The sequence below is a fragment of the Streptomyces sp. NRRL F-5126 genome, assembly GCF_000721265.1.
Lineage (GTDB): Bacteria > Actinomycetota > Actinomycetes > Streptomycetales > Streptomycetaceae > Streptomyces.
On sequence record NZ_JOFZ01000001.1, the window covers coordinates 758711 to 774137 of the forward strand.

Annotated in this window: 16 protein-coding genes; 9 read left to right on the forward strand and 7 right to left on the reverse strand. The window is 67.5% G+C overall.

What is annotated here, in order from left to right:
• Positions 1 to 87: 87 nt before the first annotated feature.
• Positions 88 to 2298, reverse strand: coding sequence for a M4 family metallopeptidase (locus tag IH48_RS0103490; RefSeq protein WP_234434107.1), 2211 nt, complete (start codon positions 2296 to 2298; stop codon positions 88 to 90).
• 295 nt (positions 2299 to 2593) lie between these two features.
• Between IH48_RS0103490 and IH48_RS0103495 the strand changes: the two genes are divergently transcribed.
• Both IH48_RS0103495 and IH48_RS32975 read left to right on the forward strand, forming a co-directional pair.
• Entirely contained in the window at positions 2594 to 3223 is a 630-nt protein-coding gene (locus tag IH48_RS0103495) for a class I SAM-dependent methyltransferase (protein WP_030898871.1), read from the forward strand.
• A 242-nt stretch (positions 3224 to 3465) separates the two neighbouring features.
• Positions 3466 to 3939: a DUF5946 family protein gene (locus tag IH48_RS32975; RefSeq protein ID WP_199809877.1), complete on the forward strand. Its 474-nt coding sequence runs from the start codon at positions 3466 to 3468 to the stop codon at positions 3937 to 3939.
• Positions 3940 to 4077: 138 nt separating this feature from the next.
• Here IH48_RS32975 and IH48_RS0103505 read toward each other — a convergent pair whose 3' ends face one another.
• Positions 4078 to 4995: an NADP-dependent oxidoreductase gene (locus IH48_RS0103505; RefSeq protein ID WP_030898875.1), complete on the reverse strand. Its 918-nt coding sequence runs from the start codon at positions 4993 to 4995 to the stop codon at positions 4078 to 4080.
• A gap of 110 nt (positions 4996 to 5105) precedes the next feature.
• Here IH48_RS0103505 and IH48_RS0103510 point away from each other — a divergent pair, with 110 nt between their 5' ends.
• Positions 5106 to 5744, forward strand: coding sequence for a TetR/AcrR family transcriptional regulator (locus tag IH48_RS0103510; RefSeq protein WP_030898877.1), 639 nt, complete (start codon positions 5106 to 5108; stop codon positions 5742 to 5744).
• A 100-nt stretch (positions 5745 to 5844) separates the two neighbouring features.
• On the opposite strand, the gene IH48_RS0103515 is transcribed toward IH48_RS0103510, so the two are convergent.
• Both IH48_RS0103515 and IH48_RS36135 read right to left on the reverse strand, forming a co-directional pair.
• Positions 5845 to 7152: a carbohydrate-binding protein gene (locus tag IH48_RS0103515; protein WP_030898879.1), complete on the reverse strand. Its 1308-nt coding sequence runs from the start codon at positions 7150 to 7152 to the stop codon at positions 5845 to 5847.
• A gap of 140 nt (positions 7153 to 7292) precedes the next feature.
• Complete coding sequence (locus IH48_RS36135) at positions 7293 to 7520, reverse strand: hypothetical protein (RefSeq protein WP_158710236.1); 228 nt, start codon at positions 7518 to 7520, stop codon at positions 7293 to 7295.
• Between the two features lie 80 nt (positions 7521 to 7600).
• On the opposite strand from IH48_RS36135, the gene IH48_RS0103520 reads away from it, so the two are divergent.
• Both IH48_RS0103520 and IH48_RS0103525 read left to right on the forward strand, forming a co-directional pair.
• Positions 7601 to 8113 carry a pyridoxamine 5'-phosphate oxidase family protein gene (locus IH48_RS0103520; RefSeq protein WP_030898880.1) on the forward strand — a complete coding sequence of 171 codons (513 nt, stop codon included), beginning with the start codon at positions 7601 to 7603 and terminating at the stop codon, positions 8111 to 8113.
• Positions 8100 to 8507 carry a DUF6188 family protein gene (locus tag IH48_RS0103525; RefSeq protein ID WP_158710237.1) on the forward strand — a complete coding sequence of 136 codons (408 nt, stop codon included), beginning with the start codon at positions 8100 to 8102 and terminating at the stop codon, positions 8505 to 8507. The genes IH48_RS0103520 and IH48_RS0103525 overlap by 14 nt, the downstream gene beginning before the upstream one ends.
• Before the next feature lie 119 nt (positions 8508 to 8626).
• Here IH48_RS0103525 and IH48_RS0103530 read toward each other — a convergent pair whose 3' ends face one another.
• A complete protein-coding gene (locus IH48_RS0103530; protein WP_030898883.1) occupies positions 8627 to 9481 on the reverse strand; it encodes an SDR family oxidoreductase in 855 nt (284 codons plus the stop codon).
• A gap of 128 nt (positions 9482 to 9609) precedes the next feature.
• On the opposite strand from IH48_RS0103530, the gene IH48_RS0103535 reads away from it, so the two are divergent.
• Positions 9610 to 10011, forward strand: coding sequence for a winged helix-turn-helix transcriptional regulator (locus tag IH48_RS0103535; RefSeq protein WP_030898885.1), 402 nt, complete (start codon positions 9610 to 9612; stop codon positions 10009 to 10011).
• 99 nt (positions 10012 to 10110) lie between these two features.
• Entirely contained in the window at positions 10111 to 11364 is a 1254-nt protein-coding gene (gene lhgO, locus IH48_RS0103540) for an L-2-hydroxyglutarate oxidase (protein WP_030898887.1), read from the forward strand.
• Positions 11365 to 11402: 38 nt separating this feature from the next.
• Here the strand turns inward: lhgO and IH48_RS0103545 are convergent, their stop codons facing one another.
• The gene (locus tag IH48_RS0103545) at positions 11403 to 11816 is read right to left on the reverse strand and encodes an ATP-binding protein (protein WP_030898889.1); all 414 of its coding nucleotides are present in this window, start codon (positions 11814 to 11816) and stop codon (positions 11403 to 11405) included.
• Between the two features lie 210 nt (positions 11817 to 12026).
• Here IH48_RS0103545 and IH48_RS0103550 point away from each other — a divergent pair, with 210 nt between their 5' ends.
• Both IH48_RS0103550 and IH48_RS0103555 read left to right on the forward strand, forming a co-directional pair.
• A complete protein-coding gene (locus tag IH48_RS0103550) occupies positions 12027 to 12878 on the forward strand; it encodes a helix-turn-helix domain-containing protein (RefSeq protein WP_030898891.1) in 852 nt (283 codons plus the stop codon).
• A 4-nt stretch (positions 12879 to 12882) separates the two neighbouring features.
• The gene (locus tag IH48_RS0103555; protein ID WP_030898894.1) at positions 12883 to 13080 is read left to right on the forward strand and encodes a DUF397 domain-containing protein; all 198 of its coding nucleotides are present in this window, start codon (positions 12883 to 12885) and stop codon (positions 13078 to 13080) included.
• Between the two features lie 142 nt (positions 13081 to 13222).
• Here the strand turns inward: IH48_RS0103555 and IH48_RS34780 are convergent, their stop codons facing one another.
• Positions 13223 to 15193 (reverse strand): ATP-binding protein, encoded by a 1971-nt coding sequence (locus tag IH48_RS34780; protein WP_078849428.1) that lies wholly within the window; start codon positions 15191 to 15193, stop codon positions 13223 to 13225.
• Between the last annotated feature and the right edge of the window lie 234 nt (positions 15194 to 15427).

The following is a 15427-nucleotide window of genomic DNA, read 5'->3' on the forward strand; positions in this document are numbered from 1 at the left end:
TCGGCCGTATGCGGGTGTTGCCTCAACGCACGCGCCTCAGCGGGCGGTGCGGTTCAGCAGACGGTGCGGTTCAGCGGACGAGGTGCTTCAGCAGGCTCCCTGGTCCTTCCAGACTGCCCAGGATCCCGCGGCGCCCGGTTCGGCGCCGGTCGAGTACCACTGGGACGCCCACTTGTGGCCGTTGTACGAGACCTGGTCGCCCGGCCCGTAACTGGTCGTCGAGTTCCAGGCAGGCAGATCGCCGCAGCCTTCCGGCGGCGGGGTGCCGTCGCTGACGGTCCAGGTGAAGGCGGCCTTACCGGTCGCGTTGTCGGTGTTCTTCGCCGTGACGTTCACGGACGAGGTGCCCGCGGTGGTCGGGGTGCCCGTGATGCGGCCGGTGGAGGAGTTGATGGACAGCCCGGCGGGCAGGCCGGTCGCGCTGTAGGTGAGCGTCTCGCCACCGGGGTCGCTCGCCTGGATCTGCAGCGAGACCGCGGTGCCGACGGCAGTCGTCTGGTTCCCCGGGTTGGTCACCGAGGGCGAGCCCGGGTTGCTGTCGCACGTGCCGGGGACCGGGTCGGAGCCGGTGACGCTGACCGCCGCCCAGGCGGCGTCGATGGTGTTGTACTCGGTGCAGTGCGCGCCGTAGAGGTCGGCCGCCGCCCGCAGCGAGTCGATGCGGGCCTGGTGGTAGTTCTCGGCGCTGTTGGCGTAGGAGGCCAGCGCCTTGTACCAGATCTTCGCGGCCTTGTCGTTGCCGATGCCGGTGACCGTGGAGTTGTTGCAGGTCGGGCTGTTGCCGTAGCCGTGGTTGCCGCTACCGACCGCGGCGAGGAAGAACCAGTGGTTCAACGGGCCCATCGAGTAGTGCGGGTCGAGGCTGCCGTTGTTGCTGTTCCAGCAGTTGGGCGATGAGCCGTCGAGCGACGGGTTGTACATGTAACGCAGCGGCTGGTTGTTTCCGCTGATGTTGATGAGCTCGCCCATGGTGTAGTCGGGTGTGTCCACGGGGTTGTTGGCGTAGAACTCGACCATGGTGCCGAAGATGTCGCTGGTGCCCTCGTTCAGTCCGCCGGTCTCGCCGGTCTCGTCCCAGCCGGTGAGCGCGCCGCTCACGCCGTGGCTCATCTCATGGCCGGCCACGTCGAGTTCGACCAGCGGGCGTGCGTTGCCCTGCCCGTCGCCGTACGTCATCTTGGAGCCGTCCCAGAAGGCGTTCACGTAGGCGTTGCCGTAGTGGGTCAGCGAGGGCACGCCCCTGCCGTCACCGAAGATGCCGTTGCGGCCCTGGACGTTCTTGTAGTAGTCGAACGTCTCCGCGGCGCCGTAGTGCGCGTCGACGCCGGCGGATGCCGGGTCGCTGTTGGACCCGTTGCCGAAGGTGCCGCTGGAACTGGTGTAGATGGTGCCTGTACCGCTGGTGGCGTGGTTGAGGTTGGTGGTGTAGCCGTTGCCGTGCGCCGGGTCCTGCATCGCGTAGCCGCCGCCGGACTGGGTGACGTCGATGGGGACCTGGCCGCTGTAGATCGAGTCGCCGTTGACTGCCACGGTGGGGTTGGCCGCGGCCTTGTGGGCTGTGGCGGCCGGAGCGGCGGCGTGCGTGGCTTTCGTGGCCGCGTGCGTGGCCTTCGTGGCGTTCGTGGCGACGTGCGTGGCGTTCGTGGCCGCGAAGGTGTCCACGTCGTCGCTGGTCCTGACGACCTTCCCGGTACGGGCGTCCACCAGGACGTGCAGTCGACTCGGGGTCTGATCGGGGCGTATGCCGCTGACGACCGTCTCCCACACCAGGGTGGCGTTGGTGCCCTTCATCCGCACGGCGAGGTGCGGTGTGGACACCGAGGCGATGTGGCCGTCGAACGCGGCCCTCGACACCTTGGCGGCGCGGGATGCGGGCAGTTCGGGCTTGGTGGAGACCGATGCGGACGTCTTCGAGCCGGTGGCCAGCGACGCGTACGTGCCGTCCTTCTTCAGCTGCACGATGACGTCGCCGCCGTAGGCCGGCAGGCCCTTGTACGTCCGGTCGAATCGGACGGAGGCGGACCCGTCACGGTCGACGACGAGGTTCCTGACCTTGAACGCGTCCCCGCGGGACGTGTGCGCGGCGCCTCCGTGGGCGGCCAACGCCTCCTGTGCGTCGTCCACGACCCGGCTGCGGACGGCGGACGACGGATTGGCCGTGTACGGCGCCGCGTCGAAGGCATCAGGGCCCGCCGCCGGATGCGAGGCGGGCCCGGGAGCCGAGGGCGGCGCCGGAGCCGCTGTCGCGGCGGGCAGGGCGATAGCGGACGCGGAGACACAGGCCAGGATGACCGTCATGAGTCTCGCGGTTCTTCGTATGTACATAGGACCGGGGTTTCCTTCCACCTCGTACATCGGGGCGCCCGCCACTGGGTTGGTCGGGGAGCGGTGACGGAGCCGGCGGACACATACGCTGGTCGAGCGGCGCCGTTCGTGGGTGGAGCGACGCCGACACACGAGTGTGTGGATACGGCCGTCACGAGCGGAAGGCACCGAGCGGAGGGCGAGGGGTTTCCCTAATCCCGACTCGTCAGCGTGCACGGGTCAGGGCGAAGGAACGGCTGCGAGCGATACGGGTGTTAGTTTCCTTCCCGTGTCGAAGCATCAGGACGAGACGAGAGTGGCCTACGACGGGATCGCCGACCTGTATGCCTCGATGTTCAGCAGCCGGTTGGAGACGCGACCGTTCGCGCGGAACATGATCGGCACCTTCGCCGAGCTCGTGCGGGCCACCGGTAACCCGCGGGTGGCCGACGTCGGGTGCGGCCCCGGTCATCTCACCGCCATGCTGCACGACTTGGGTCTTGAGGCCTTCGGGTTCGACCTCTCCCCCGCCATGGTCGCCCACGCACGGCGGACCCAGCCGGCGCTGCGGTTCGAGGAAGCGCGCATGGAAGCCCTGCCGGTCGAGGACGGTGCACTCGGCGGAGTGCTGGCCCACTACTCCATGATCCACACTCCGCCTGAGGAATTGCCCGCGCTCCTCGCCGAGCAGGTGCGTGTTCTGGCGCCAGGGGGCCTGCTCCTGGTGTCCCTCTTCGGCACCGAGGGACCGGAGCCGGTCCGCTTCGACCACAAGGTGACTCCCGCCTACAGCTGGCCGGTGGACCGGTTCGCCGAACTGCTGGGCGGGGCCGGATTCGTCACATTCGCCCGGCTGCTGCACGCCCCGGCGTCCGAGCGGGGCTTCCTCGACACCCATGTGCTGGCGCGTCGGCCCTGAGAGCGTGGGGCATGCGCCCGCTTCGTCCCGCGCACGCGGACGCACGCCAAGTGGTCGCGATCGCGCCCTCGCGGCTGGACGCGGACCGTGCGGGGCAGCGCGGACGGGTGCGCACGTCGCCGGTCGACGTCGGGCCCCGGCATCGCATGGGCATGGGGCGTCCGACACCATCACCGCCGCGGCCGGAGTACTGCTCCCGCCGCCCTTCGCGGGTCGAGGACAAGGGCCGAGGGAGAGAAGTCATGGGATCCTGCGAACCATGCCCCGAGTGCGGTGCGCCGATGGATCCGCTGGATCCGCGGTCCTGCGACGAGTTGTTCCACGCCCTGCTCGCTCTGGACCATTCACGTCGGGAACCGTGGGGGCCGCTGCACGGTGTCTCGGTCTCCTGCTTCCTGCTCCAGCACCCCCATCGGCTTCCCGCCGACGGCGGCGCGATGGCTCGGGCGCTCCTGCGTGCGTACCTGCGGGGCGGCCTCGACGAGGTGGACCGGCTCGTCGGTCAGGCCCGTCGTGGCAACTCCCATCGTGTGAGGGGCACGCCCTCACGGGTGGTCCGTGACGCGGCCGTGCCGCACTGCGACGCGTCGCGGCCCCGTTTCTCCGTCACGATCCAAGACGTCGCCGTCGATGGGACGTTCCCTGCCTCGGAGTTCACGCAACGCGTCGAGGCCTGGGCTGCCGCGGCGGTCGACGCCTGGCGCCGCGGCGCGTGAACGCGGAGGGCCGTGGCCCGCCGGAGAGCGGGCCACGGCCTGAAGCTGTGCGCCGCCCGCCGCTCCTCCGGTGTCCCGTGCCTCGACGTCCCGTGACGCGACGCCACGAGCCGCGGAGCGCAGCAGACCGTTGGCGCCTCACGCACGCATGTCGATGACGGTCTTCCCCTTGCGCCGCCCCGTCGGGTTGAGCGCGGTGAGCGCGTCGTCCAGGGGCGTGACGTCGCCGATGTTCGTCCGCAGGCGTCCGTCGCGTACCCGCTGGACGATCTCGCCCAGTTGCGCGCGGTCCGACTCGACGACGAAGTCGATGGCCAGGCCGTCGGCGGGGCGGGCCTCGGGCGGGGCGACGACCGTGACGAGTGTTCCTCCCGCCCGGATCAGGCCCACGGACCGGCGCTGGATGTCGCCGCCGATGCCATCGAAGACCAGGTCGACGCCGCCGACGTCTTCGAGCTTGTCGTTGGCGAGGTCGACGAACTCCTGCGCGCCGAAGTCGAGCGCCTTCTCGCGGTCGCCCGTGCGTCCGGTACCGATGACGTACGCGCCGGCCTCGCGCGCCAACTGCGTCACCATCGTCCCGACCGCGCCGGCCGCGCCGTGCACGAGCACGCTCTGCCCTGCCCGGAGGCGGCCGTGGTCGAACAGGCCCTGCCACGCGGTCAGGCCGGAGATCGGCAGGCTCGCGGCCGTCGCGAAGTCGACGTCCCCCGGCAGCGGGGCGAGGTTGCGCGCCTCGACGGCCGCGTACTCGGCGAGGGTGCCGGGGCGGTGCCAGTCCGTGAGGCCGAACACCCGCTGCCCGACGGACAGGCCCGTGGTGCCGTAGCCGAGGGCGGTGACCACCCCGGCCAGCTCGTGTCCGGGGATCGGCGTGGTGCGGTCGTGACCGAGGCGGTCCGTCCAGGTCGACGGCCAGTCCAGCTCGGTGGGGACGAATCCCGCCGCGTGGACCCGCACGACGACGTCGTTGATCGCCGGCTCCGGCTCCCGCTGCTGCCCCAGGGTCATCCCGGCCGTTCCCGCAGCCTGGTCCGTTACCACGATTGCCTTCATGGGGAACACCTTCCTGCATCCGCGCATTTTCTGGGCTTCCCAGCCCACTTCTTGGAGTGAACATCATCCGACACTGGGCTGTCAAGCCCAAACTGGCGTTACCATGAAGTATGACCACCACGACGGCAGCCCCGGCGCCTCACACGCTCACGTCCAAGGGACAGGCCACCCGCGCCCGCATCCTGGAGCAGGCCGCCGAGCTCATTTACACGAAGGGCGTCCACGCGACGAACAACGAGCAGATCCGCCGCGCGGCCGGCGTCAGCGGATCACAGCTCAACCACTACTTCCCGAACAAGGAGAGCCTCGTCCTCGCTGTCATAGCCTGGCAGGCCGAGCGCGTCCTCACGTTCCACCGCAGTGCGCGCTTCGGCCACTTCGACAGCCTCGACGCGTTCCGCGACTGGGCGGATCACTACGTCGCCTACGAGCGTGCCTACCAGGAAGGCTGCACGCTCGGCTCCCTCGCGAGCGAGATCATCAAGACGGACCTCGATGTCCACGATCAGCTCGCGGGCGAGTTCGATCAGTGGCGTGACATCTTCCGCGACGGGCTCCAGCGGATGCGGCGGCTCGGCCGCCTCGACGCGGACGCCGATCCCGCCCGGCTCGCGAACCTTCTCCTGGCCGCGTTCCAGGGCGGCATGCTGCTCGCGCAGGTCGCCGGGAACAACACTCCCCTGGAGGACGCGCTGGGGGCGGCCATCGACCACGTGCAGGCTCTCACGACGGCTCAGCCGGACGCCTGACCGGTCGGCGTGCGGCAGATGTCCCACCCGTGCGAACGCGGGACAAGCGGGCGGGCCGCGCACGATGATCCGTGCGCGGCCCGCCCCAGTGTGTTGTGTGTCAGTGCCCGAGGTCGCTCAGGAACTTCTTGGTGTACTCCAGCGACGTCGTGCTGGGGACCGAGTTGCACGTGGGGGACGCATACCCGCCGGAGCAGGGCGTGTCCCGGTCAAGGGACCAGTAGTGCACCCCGGCAAGGCCGTTGCTGACCGCGTACGACGACAGTGTGTCCACGTCCGAGGCGGTGAAGGTCTCGCTGGTGGAGTCGTTCAGGCCGATCATCGGTGTCACGGCGATCTTGCTCGCCGGGATCCCGTAGGTGTGTTCGAGGTTCTTCACGGCCTGGATCGCCGACTGCGCCATCTCGCACTTGCCGGAGACGACGACGCACACGCTGCTGGACGTCGAGGTGCCGTAGTCCATGGTCATCAGGTTGATGGCGTACTTGTTCAGGCCCGAGCCCTTCACGGCCTTGACGACCTCGTCGCCGAGGGGGTTCACGCCGCTGTAGCTGCCGTCGGACGCTCCCAGCGTGGCGAGCGTGAACGTGAACCGCAGGTTCGGGTACTGCGCCTGCGCTCCTGCCGCCGAGGCCACCAGGTTCTGGATGTCCGACGCGCTCTGACCGGCTTCGATGTCGAAGTCGATGCCGACCAGGTTCGGGCTGGCGTAGCGGGCGATGAACGATTCCATGCCCGCGGTCGAGGCGCACCTGAACGTGCCGCCCGCACCGCCGGTCGACACGACGTAGTCCAGGTCGGCGGCCTTGAGCTGGGGCACGTTCGCGGCGGCCCAGTTGGCGCCCGAGACGCCGCCCCACGTCTCGCTGCCGCAGGTGCCGGTGGCGAACGCGAGCGTGAGCCCGGACAGGTTCGGGACGTACTGCGACTTGAGGCTGCCGGAGCCCACCACCGGGATGGGGGAGCCGGTCACGGCCGTCCGCATCTGGTTGGTGTTCCAGTCCATGTTGATGGTGACGTCCTTGTACGGGCTGAAGAGCAGGCCGCTCGCCGAGCCCGTACCGGTCCCGCCGCCGTCTCCGCCACCGTCTCCGCCGCCGTCGCCTCCTCCCGTGGAGCCGCCGGTGCACGAGCCGTTGGACGTCCAGGGCTGTCCGGAACCGGCTCCGCCGTTGCTGGTCGCCGGGTCGTTGCCCTGGGTCCAGTAGTTGGCGGTGTAGTTGGTCCCGTTCTCGCTCGCCTGCTGACCGCCGGTGTAGACGGTGCCGGCACTCCACGCCGCGGCGCACGTGGTGGCCGCCTGCGCGGCCGGCGCCATGGCCGCCGCGAAGGCCGTGCCGCCGAGAGTCAGCCCGAGCGCCGAGCCGGCGACAAGAGCTTTGCGTAGAATCCGTCTTCCGACTCGCATGAACCCTCCAAGGATGAGAGGAGCTGTTGCGATTGCGGCACCTCGCTCAACCCGAGGGCCGACAAAGCGGCCGCTCTGCACGTTTTTGCACGTGCCTGCACGTGGGCGAACGGAGTGGTCTCAACCACTGAGCGGATTGGTCAAGACCAATTTGTACGGCGAGTGAACAGCCCGGTCAAGACTTCAATAAAGTTGCATAAATAATTTGGCTGAATCGACAGGCCATCTTTTCGCTGTAATTTCTCCGCAAAAATCACAGCATATGGCGACACGCCGTCGCCGGCGCCGGTCGCCCATTGGCGGAGAATGAGTAATTTGATCCGATTTCGGCGAAGTCTCGATCCATTGAGAGGGTCGAGTTTCGGCACGCCCCTCCCCCGGTCGCGCCGGGCTACGGCATCGTGGGCCACCAGAGCGGCGGCCGCGCGACAGCAGAGGACGACGAGTCATGGACCCCCACCGGATCGCGCAGGAACTGGCCGACGCCGACGAGCTGCTGAGCCGGGCGTCGATGGCACGGCTGGCCTACAACGGACTCGACGGGCTGCCACGCGTCATCCCGATCGGGATCTTCTGGACCGGCGACGAGATCGTCATGTCCACCGCGGCCACGGCGCCCAAGGTGCAGGCGCTCTCCGCCCGCCCCGAGGTCGCCCTGACGATCGACGCCGGCGACAGCCCCGGCTCGGCGAAGACACTGTCGGTGCGCGGCGTCGCGCACCTCACCATCGTCGACGGAGTGGTCCCGGAATACCTCGCGGCCGCGCGGCAGAACTTCGACGCCGAGTACGCGGCCGAGTTCGAACGGAATTGCCGGGCCATGTACGACCAAATGGCGCGTATCGCGGTCGAGCCTCGGTGGGCACGGTATTACGACTTCGGCGCCGGGCGAATGCCTCAATTCCTCGCCGAACTGGCCAAGAAGGCGAACGACAGAGGCGAGCATCGTGCGACTGAGTGAGCACGACGACTACTGGAGCATCGCGGTCGAGGAAGCCGGCGTCACGCGCGTCTGCTTCGACTTCGCCGTCACCTTTCTGGTGAATTCCGCTGGGTCGCCCTCGCTTGAGCTGCGGATAGAGGATCCCTTCGTCCTCGCGAACCCTGATGGTTCTGAGACGACCATCGACCCGGAGGGCGGAGCCGAGCAACTCGCGCCGGCCCTGTCGCTCCTCCACACCCGTCTCGTCCACCTGCACGCGTACAAGGACGGGGGCCTTGAGGTCGGGTTGGAAGGCGGGGCTTCGCTCCGTGTCGACGCGTCGGACGCGTTCGAGCCCTGGGGGCTGACCGCAGCGGACGGGACCCGGATCGTGTCCACACCGGGAAGAGAGCTTGCCGTGTGGAGACGTTGACGAGGACAGCTGGAGGGCTCCGAAACGTGGCGTCACGGCGGACGATCGGGCAGCGGGCGAACGGGCGTCGGGCGATTGGGTGTCGGGCATCGGGCGGCGGGCGGTCGGGCAGCGGGCGATCAGGCGAGTGCGGCGGAGATCGCCTCTGCGGGGGCCGTGGTCGGGCGTCCGATCAGGCGCCGCAGGTCGCCGGAGTCGGTGAACAGCTCGCCTCGACCCATGGCGACATCGGCGTCGACGAGAACGCGCGCCAGTTCGCCGGGCACGCCGCTCTCGGCCAGCACCCGGGCGAACTGCCCTGCCGGCAGGTCGGTGTACCGGATCCGCTGCCCCGTGGCGGACGAGACCTCCGCGGCGAACCCGGCCAGCGTGAACGCCTCGTCGCCACCCAGCTCGTACACCTTGCCGGCGTGGCCGCCGGTGGCCAGCACGGCTGCTGCCGCGTCCGCGTAGTCGGCGCGGGTCGCGGCGCTGATCCTGCCCTCGCCGGCCGCCCCGACGATCGCTCCGCCACTCAGCACCTGCGGGAGTTGGGCGGTGTAGTTCTCCAGGTACCAGCCGTTGCGCAGCATCACACTGGGAACGCGTTCCCGCAGGTACTCCTCTGTCTCCCGGTGGGTGTCCGCGAGGGCCGTACTCGACGTGTCCGCCCGCAACATGCTCGTATACGCGACCAGCGGCACACCCGCCGCCACCGCGGCGTCGATGGCGCGGCGATGGTTGGCGACGCGCTCGTCGACAGTCGTCGTGGAGATCAGCAGCAGCTTGTCAGCACCCTCGAAGGCCGCGGGGAGGCCGTCCGGCTCAGCGAAGTCGGCCGGGCGCACCACTATGCCGCGATCGGCGAAATCCTTGAGCTTGGTGATGTCACGGCTGGTCGCGACGATGCCGGAGGCGGGCACTCCGCGGGCAAGCAGCGCTTCGACAGTGAGCCTGCCCAGCTGCCCTGATGCTCCGGTGACAACGATCGACATGGTGCTCGCCCCTCTCCGCCGCGGACCTCCCGCGGCACAAAACCCATGATGACCTGGTCACTCTCCTTTGGTAAGGACGCACTTCGCGGTAAGGTGGCCACCCTGGCGAAAGGATCGAGGTGAGGTTGGTGACGACCGCCGAGGATGTGATCGAGCCCATACCGTCGTGGGACCCGTACGCGCGTGGCTGTCCCTCGCGCGACCTGCTCGACCAGATCGGCAGCAAGTGGGCCGTGCTGGTGCTGGGCGAGCTCGGCAGGCACGGGCCGTGCCGGTTCACCCAGCTGCGGCAGCGGCTGGCGGGGGTGAGCGAGAAGATGCTCACCCAGACCCTTCGCACGCTCGAACGCGACGGGATCGTCCTGCGGACGGTGTACCCCGAGGTACCCGTCCGCGTGGAGTACGCGCTGACGCCGCTGGGCCAGACGCTGCGAGGCCCGCTGAAGGCGCTCGCGGAGTGGTCGGTGGACCACGTCCACCAGGTCATCACCGCCCGCGAGGAGTACGACGAGCGGCCCGGAAAGCGGTAGTGCGCGTACCGCGCCGCCGTCCGACCGGTCGACGTCGCCATCCCCTACGGGGCGTGGGCGAGGGTGCGGGAACGGCCAAGGCGGAAGGGGAGGTTGCCGATGGGATCGCCGGTGGGGTTTCAGCCGGCTGACGAGACGATCGGCGTCGTCGGCGCGGGCATCGTGGGACTGGCGGTCGGACGCGAGATCGCGCTGCGCCGACCGGGCACGCGGGTGGTGGTGTTCGAGAAGGAGCAGCGCGTCTCGCCGCACCAGACGGGCCACAACTCCGGTGTTGTGCACGCCGGGATCTACTACGCGCCGGGCAGCCTGAAGGCGGAGCTGTGCGTGCGCGGGGTCGCGCTGCTGCGCGAGTACTGCCAGGAACGCGCGCTGCCGTACCGGGAGATCGGCAAACTCGTGATCGCGGTCCGCGAGGACGAACTGGGCCGCATGGAGAACCTCTACGAGCGGGCAAGGAACAACCACGTCCCCGAGTTGCGCCGGGTCTCCCGCGAGGAGATCAGGGAGCTTGAGCCGCACGCAGGCGGCGTCGCCGCCCTGTACTCACCGCGCACCGCGATCACCGACTACCCGGCGGTGGCCGAGGAGTTCGCCAAGGACATCGCGGGAGCGGGCGGCGAGGTACGGCTCGGCTTTCCCGTCACCGGCATCGACGAGGTGCGGGGCGGGCGCGGCGGACGCGGCGGCATCGACGTCTCGTCCGGGACGCGACGGGCACGGGTGCAGGTACGGGTGGACCGGCTGATCGTGTGCGCGGGCCTCCAGTCCGACCTGGTCGCCGCGCTCGCCCGGGACGGGCGGGAACCGCGGATCGTCCCGTTCCGAGGCGAGTACCTGCTGCTGAAGCCGGAACGCGCCCACCTCGTGCGCGGGCTCATCTACCCGGTTCCCGACCCGCGTTACCCGTTCCTCGGCGTCCACTTCACACCCCGGGTCGACGGATCGGTCGAGGTGGGACCCAACGCCGTGCTGGCCCTGGCCAGGGAGGGCTACCGGCTCGGCACCGTGTCGCCGAAGGACCTGCTGGGTCTCGCCGCGTACCCGGGCGCCTGGCGGATGGCCGCGCAGCACTGGCGCACGGGCCTCAGGGAGTACCGCGGCTCGCTCTCGGCGAGCGCCTTCATGCGGGACGCGGGCCAGTACGTCCCCGGCGTCGGCGCCGCGGACGTGGTACGCGGCGGGGCGGGCGTCCGCGCCCAGGCCCTGGATCGCGACGGCTCGCTCGTCGACGACTTCCGCATCCACCGGCTGGGCCGGATCACCGCCGTACGCAACGCGCCGTCGCCGGCGGCCACGGCGTCCATGGCCATCGCGGAACACATCGTCGCGACGGTGTTCGGCAAGGCCTGACGCCCCCGTGCTCGCGTGCCGCCGGCGGCAGGAGCTGCCTACGCGGCGGCGAGCTCGCACCACACGACCTTTCCGCCGCTGCCGTCCCTGGCCAGCGGATGCCACCCCCAGAGGTCGGCGCACGCCCGCACCAGCCCCAGGCCCCGCCCTTCCTCCGCCTCGGCCACTCGCTGCAGCGGCACGGGCGGCTCGGGCGGCTCGGAATCGGCGTCCCAGGCCCCGAGCCGCAGCACACCAGCCGCCCAGCGGATGCGCAGGGCCGCAGGGCCCTTGGTGTGACGTACGGCGTTGGACACGAGCTCCGTCGCGAGGAGTTCGGCCGTGTCGACCAGACGGATCAGGCCATGCATGGTGAGGATGAGGCGGAGGGTGCGACGGCTGATGGTGACGGCGCGCAGGTCGTTCGGGATGTAGAGGCAGTACTCCCAGGACTCGGTCAGGTTTTCGGGCATGCGTCAGCTCCGATTCGGGTGACAGTGGCTTTGTCCGCAAGCGGTGGCATTGCCGCAGCCGTCGATGACATGACGGAGCGGTGCACTTCCTCTGCGTGTGCTTCGTGTCACCGACGGTAGGGCATAAATTTGTCCTCCCGCAAGCTGCTCGCGTAACCTGCCCCGAACGGGTCACCACGTCAACGCGCCCTCGAAGGCGAGGAGAAGGACATGCCGCCCAGACCGCAACCCACTGCCCGTCAGGTTCGCCTGGGCGCTGAACTGCGGAAACTACGTGAAGCCGCAGGGCTCAAGGCCCGCGAGGCTGCCGCGCTGCTCGGGTCCAACTCGGTCCAGATGAGTCACATCGAGTCCGGGACGGCGGGCGTCAGCGCGGAGCGCGTACGGCGACTCGCCGCCCATTACAGCTGCGCCGACGACGAGTTGATCTCCGCGCTGGTCGCGATGGCGACCGAACGCACGCGCGGATGGTGGGACGAGTATCGCTATCTGCTACCCCAGTCGTTCCTGAACCTGTCGGAGCTGGAGCACCATGCCGACTACCGCTGGGACGTCGAATTCCTGCACGTCCCGGGCCTCATGCAGACCGAGGACTACGCCCTCGCCCTCTTCTCGTTCGTCAACCCGGAGCTCCCGAGAAGCGATGTGGAGCGCTGGGCGGAACACCGGATGAGGCGCAGAGTCATCATCGAGCGACCCGACCCGATCCCGTACGAAACGGTGATCCACGAGGCAGCGTTGCGCATCCGGGTAGGCGACCGAGCCGCGACGCGGGCCCAGCTCAACCGCGTCCTGGAACTCTCCGAAGCCGACCACATCACCGTACGGGTGATCCCCTTCGACCTGGACGGCTTCGCCGGAGCGGGAAGCGCCATGGTGTACGCGGGCGGCCGGGTCCCCAAGCTGGACACGGTCGTCCGCGACGGCCCCAATGAACCCAGGTTCGTCGACGCAGAGGCTCAACTCGCGCGCTATCGGACGCTCTTCCGTAGGGTGGAAGCGGCATCACTCGACCCCGGACGTTCGCGCGACCTCATCCTCCGGATGGCGAAGGAGCTGTGAGCCCATGATGATCCCGAACACCTGGCAGAAGTCGTCCTACTCCGGTGGCGGCCAGGGCAACGCCTGCGTGGAGGTGGCGCACCGCCACACCCACGTAGCCGTTCGCGACTCGAAGGTGCCGGCCAGAGCCGCCCTGTCCATGACGACCGGATCCTTCACCACTTTCATAGAGGCCTTGAAGGCACCACCCGCTCCGCGGTGAGGAGTCTCGCCAGGTCGGCCTCTTCGAACCCATGATCCCAGTACGCGTGGTGGTCAAATGGCACGCCCCCGTCTGGCGGCGGATGCGCTTCAGTGCTGCCTCCAGACCCCCTCTGCACGATCTGCGGCTATTTCCGACGCCACTAGCGATTAGCTTGCGCGTCGCCAGCAGTAGACTCCGCCAGCGACTTCATTCGAGCATCCTCAGGTGCGCGAGCGAAAAGGATGTCGAAGTAGTCCTCCCACTGCTTCTTGGCCCGGCCGAGCAGGCCGGCCCAGTCCGTCGCGTCCATATCCTTGGGGCGCATGTCGTCGATCTTGGCCCGAACGTCACTGGCCTTCTCGATCTTGTCGGCAACGAGTAGCCCCGACACCGACCTGAATTCCGAACTGCGGGCAATCGTTGCATCCTGTAGTTTATAAACGTAACGCTCATATCGGTTCAGGTGGTCCCAGTCAACTTTGAGCCCAGGACGCATGAACTCGACGACGAGGAGTTGATTACCAGACGAGAGGACCAGGTCCATACGCGCGTTCCAGTACTCCCCATAGGCCTCCTTGGCGACCTCATCCACCAGAGCCTTGACGCTCCTCTCGACCCTGAAAGTCTCCCACCGGGGGGAGACAAGCCAAGGATTCTCTGCTATGTAGTCCCGAACCTTGTTCTCAAGTTCACGCTTCTTGATTCTCTCCTCCAACCCAGTGATAAGATTCAGCTGACTTTTCACGTGCTCCGCAGCATGGAGAGCACTCATTACTCGAGATTCCGCGAGTATCCTCACCAGGTCATCGGCATCCATGGTGTCGGCCTCGGACAAGTCATCAATCAATTCCCTCAGACGACCTCCCTCCCAAGCCGTCAGCATTGCTTCGGCAAGCTCGCCGAACTGCTCGTCGCTCAATGAAGTAATACGCGCTATCGAGGTCAGCGCCCTTTCCACAACTTTCCGCTCCGGTTTTTCCAGCTTCCCCAACCTGATCGAAAAGGGCGTCATGCGCTTTCGCATAGCATCCACCTTGGCCTTCGAGCGCATGCCCTGCCAAATGCGCAGCAAAGACTTGACGCGAATCTGACCCCATTCCAAGAGTGGCTGAGACGCGTCCATTTCCCAGTTCACCCGCTGGCGCTCGGTAGAAATGAGATCTCGCGTTTGCTCGTCAAGGAAGTCAGCCTCGACCCGACCCGAAAGGTAGCTTGTTCCCTGCTGGCCACCGAACCCACCGCTCAGGTTGAAGAGGAAGGGACGCTGAGCCAGTTTGTGGTGACTGAAGATCGAAATTCCCGTCAGCTCTTCCTCGCCAATCGGCTCCTTGTAGAAGACAAAGCGCCAACGAACCTTGCTTCCGTTGGAAAGTGATTCAACCCCCCAGCCATCCTCAACGACCACACCTTCCGGCAACTGATCTGCAGTGTAATCGCCTGGAAAGGAGAATTCTATCTTTTCAACATTCTCGGCATCCGAGATGGGCTCGCCATTGACGTCAACATGAAACTCATCCGATCGCTCCATCAACAGAAAGCGCCGTGCCATACTTATTCGAAATTTACCCGCATTAGGGGTGACCTTCAACGAAAGATCACTCAGAGAGATGGACGTGCCATGCCGCGCTTTACGTTCTTCAGATGCTTCTTCATACTCGATTACTTCGACGGTCAAAGGCTGGCTCTCCGCATAGGAATCCGTATCTTCGATGAGCTGCGCAGAGTCCAGACGGAAGACTGTTCGCTCTCCTGTCTCCTTACTGACGGTTTCGACGGTAACGAACCTCGCTATGCCGAAGCCAGCAAATTTACCGATACCCTTCCGTCCCATCATTGGACGCCCACCTGACGTCCTGTCATTCCCCCTGTCCTTGCGCCGATCGTAACCCACATTGAGGTAGCGGCTTTGACATTGAGCGAGCGTCATCCCTTCGCCATCGTCAGAGATGGCGATTCTCGCATCGGGCCCTATCTTTGCCGGCAGCGTCACATCAACCCTGGAAGCGTCTGCGTCCCAAGAGTTGGAAACCAACTCTGCTATCGCCGCCACCGGCGACTGATACATGTCAATACCGAGATGCTCGATGACCCTTCCACGAAAGCGAATTTCGAGGTGTGGCACTACGCTCATGGATGTCCCGCTTCTCCGTAGGGGTCCCCATTGGTTGAGACCGATCAAGGTATCGCGCAAGCACGAAACACTCCACCGATCCGGCACGATCGCCCGTGACAGCAATGTAGGGGATCACCGACGGGTCAAGGAGAACACCCGGTAGACGAGGTCGGGTTCAGGGCTCCCCACGCTCATCACGCATGGCAACGTCCCCCAGGCTCGCACCCCATGGCGCGGATCCCCGTCTGCCCG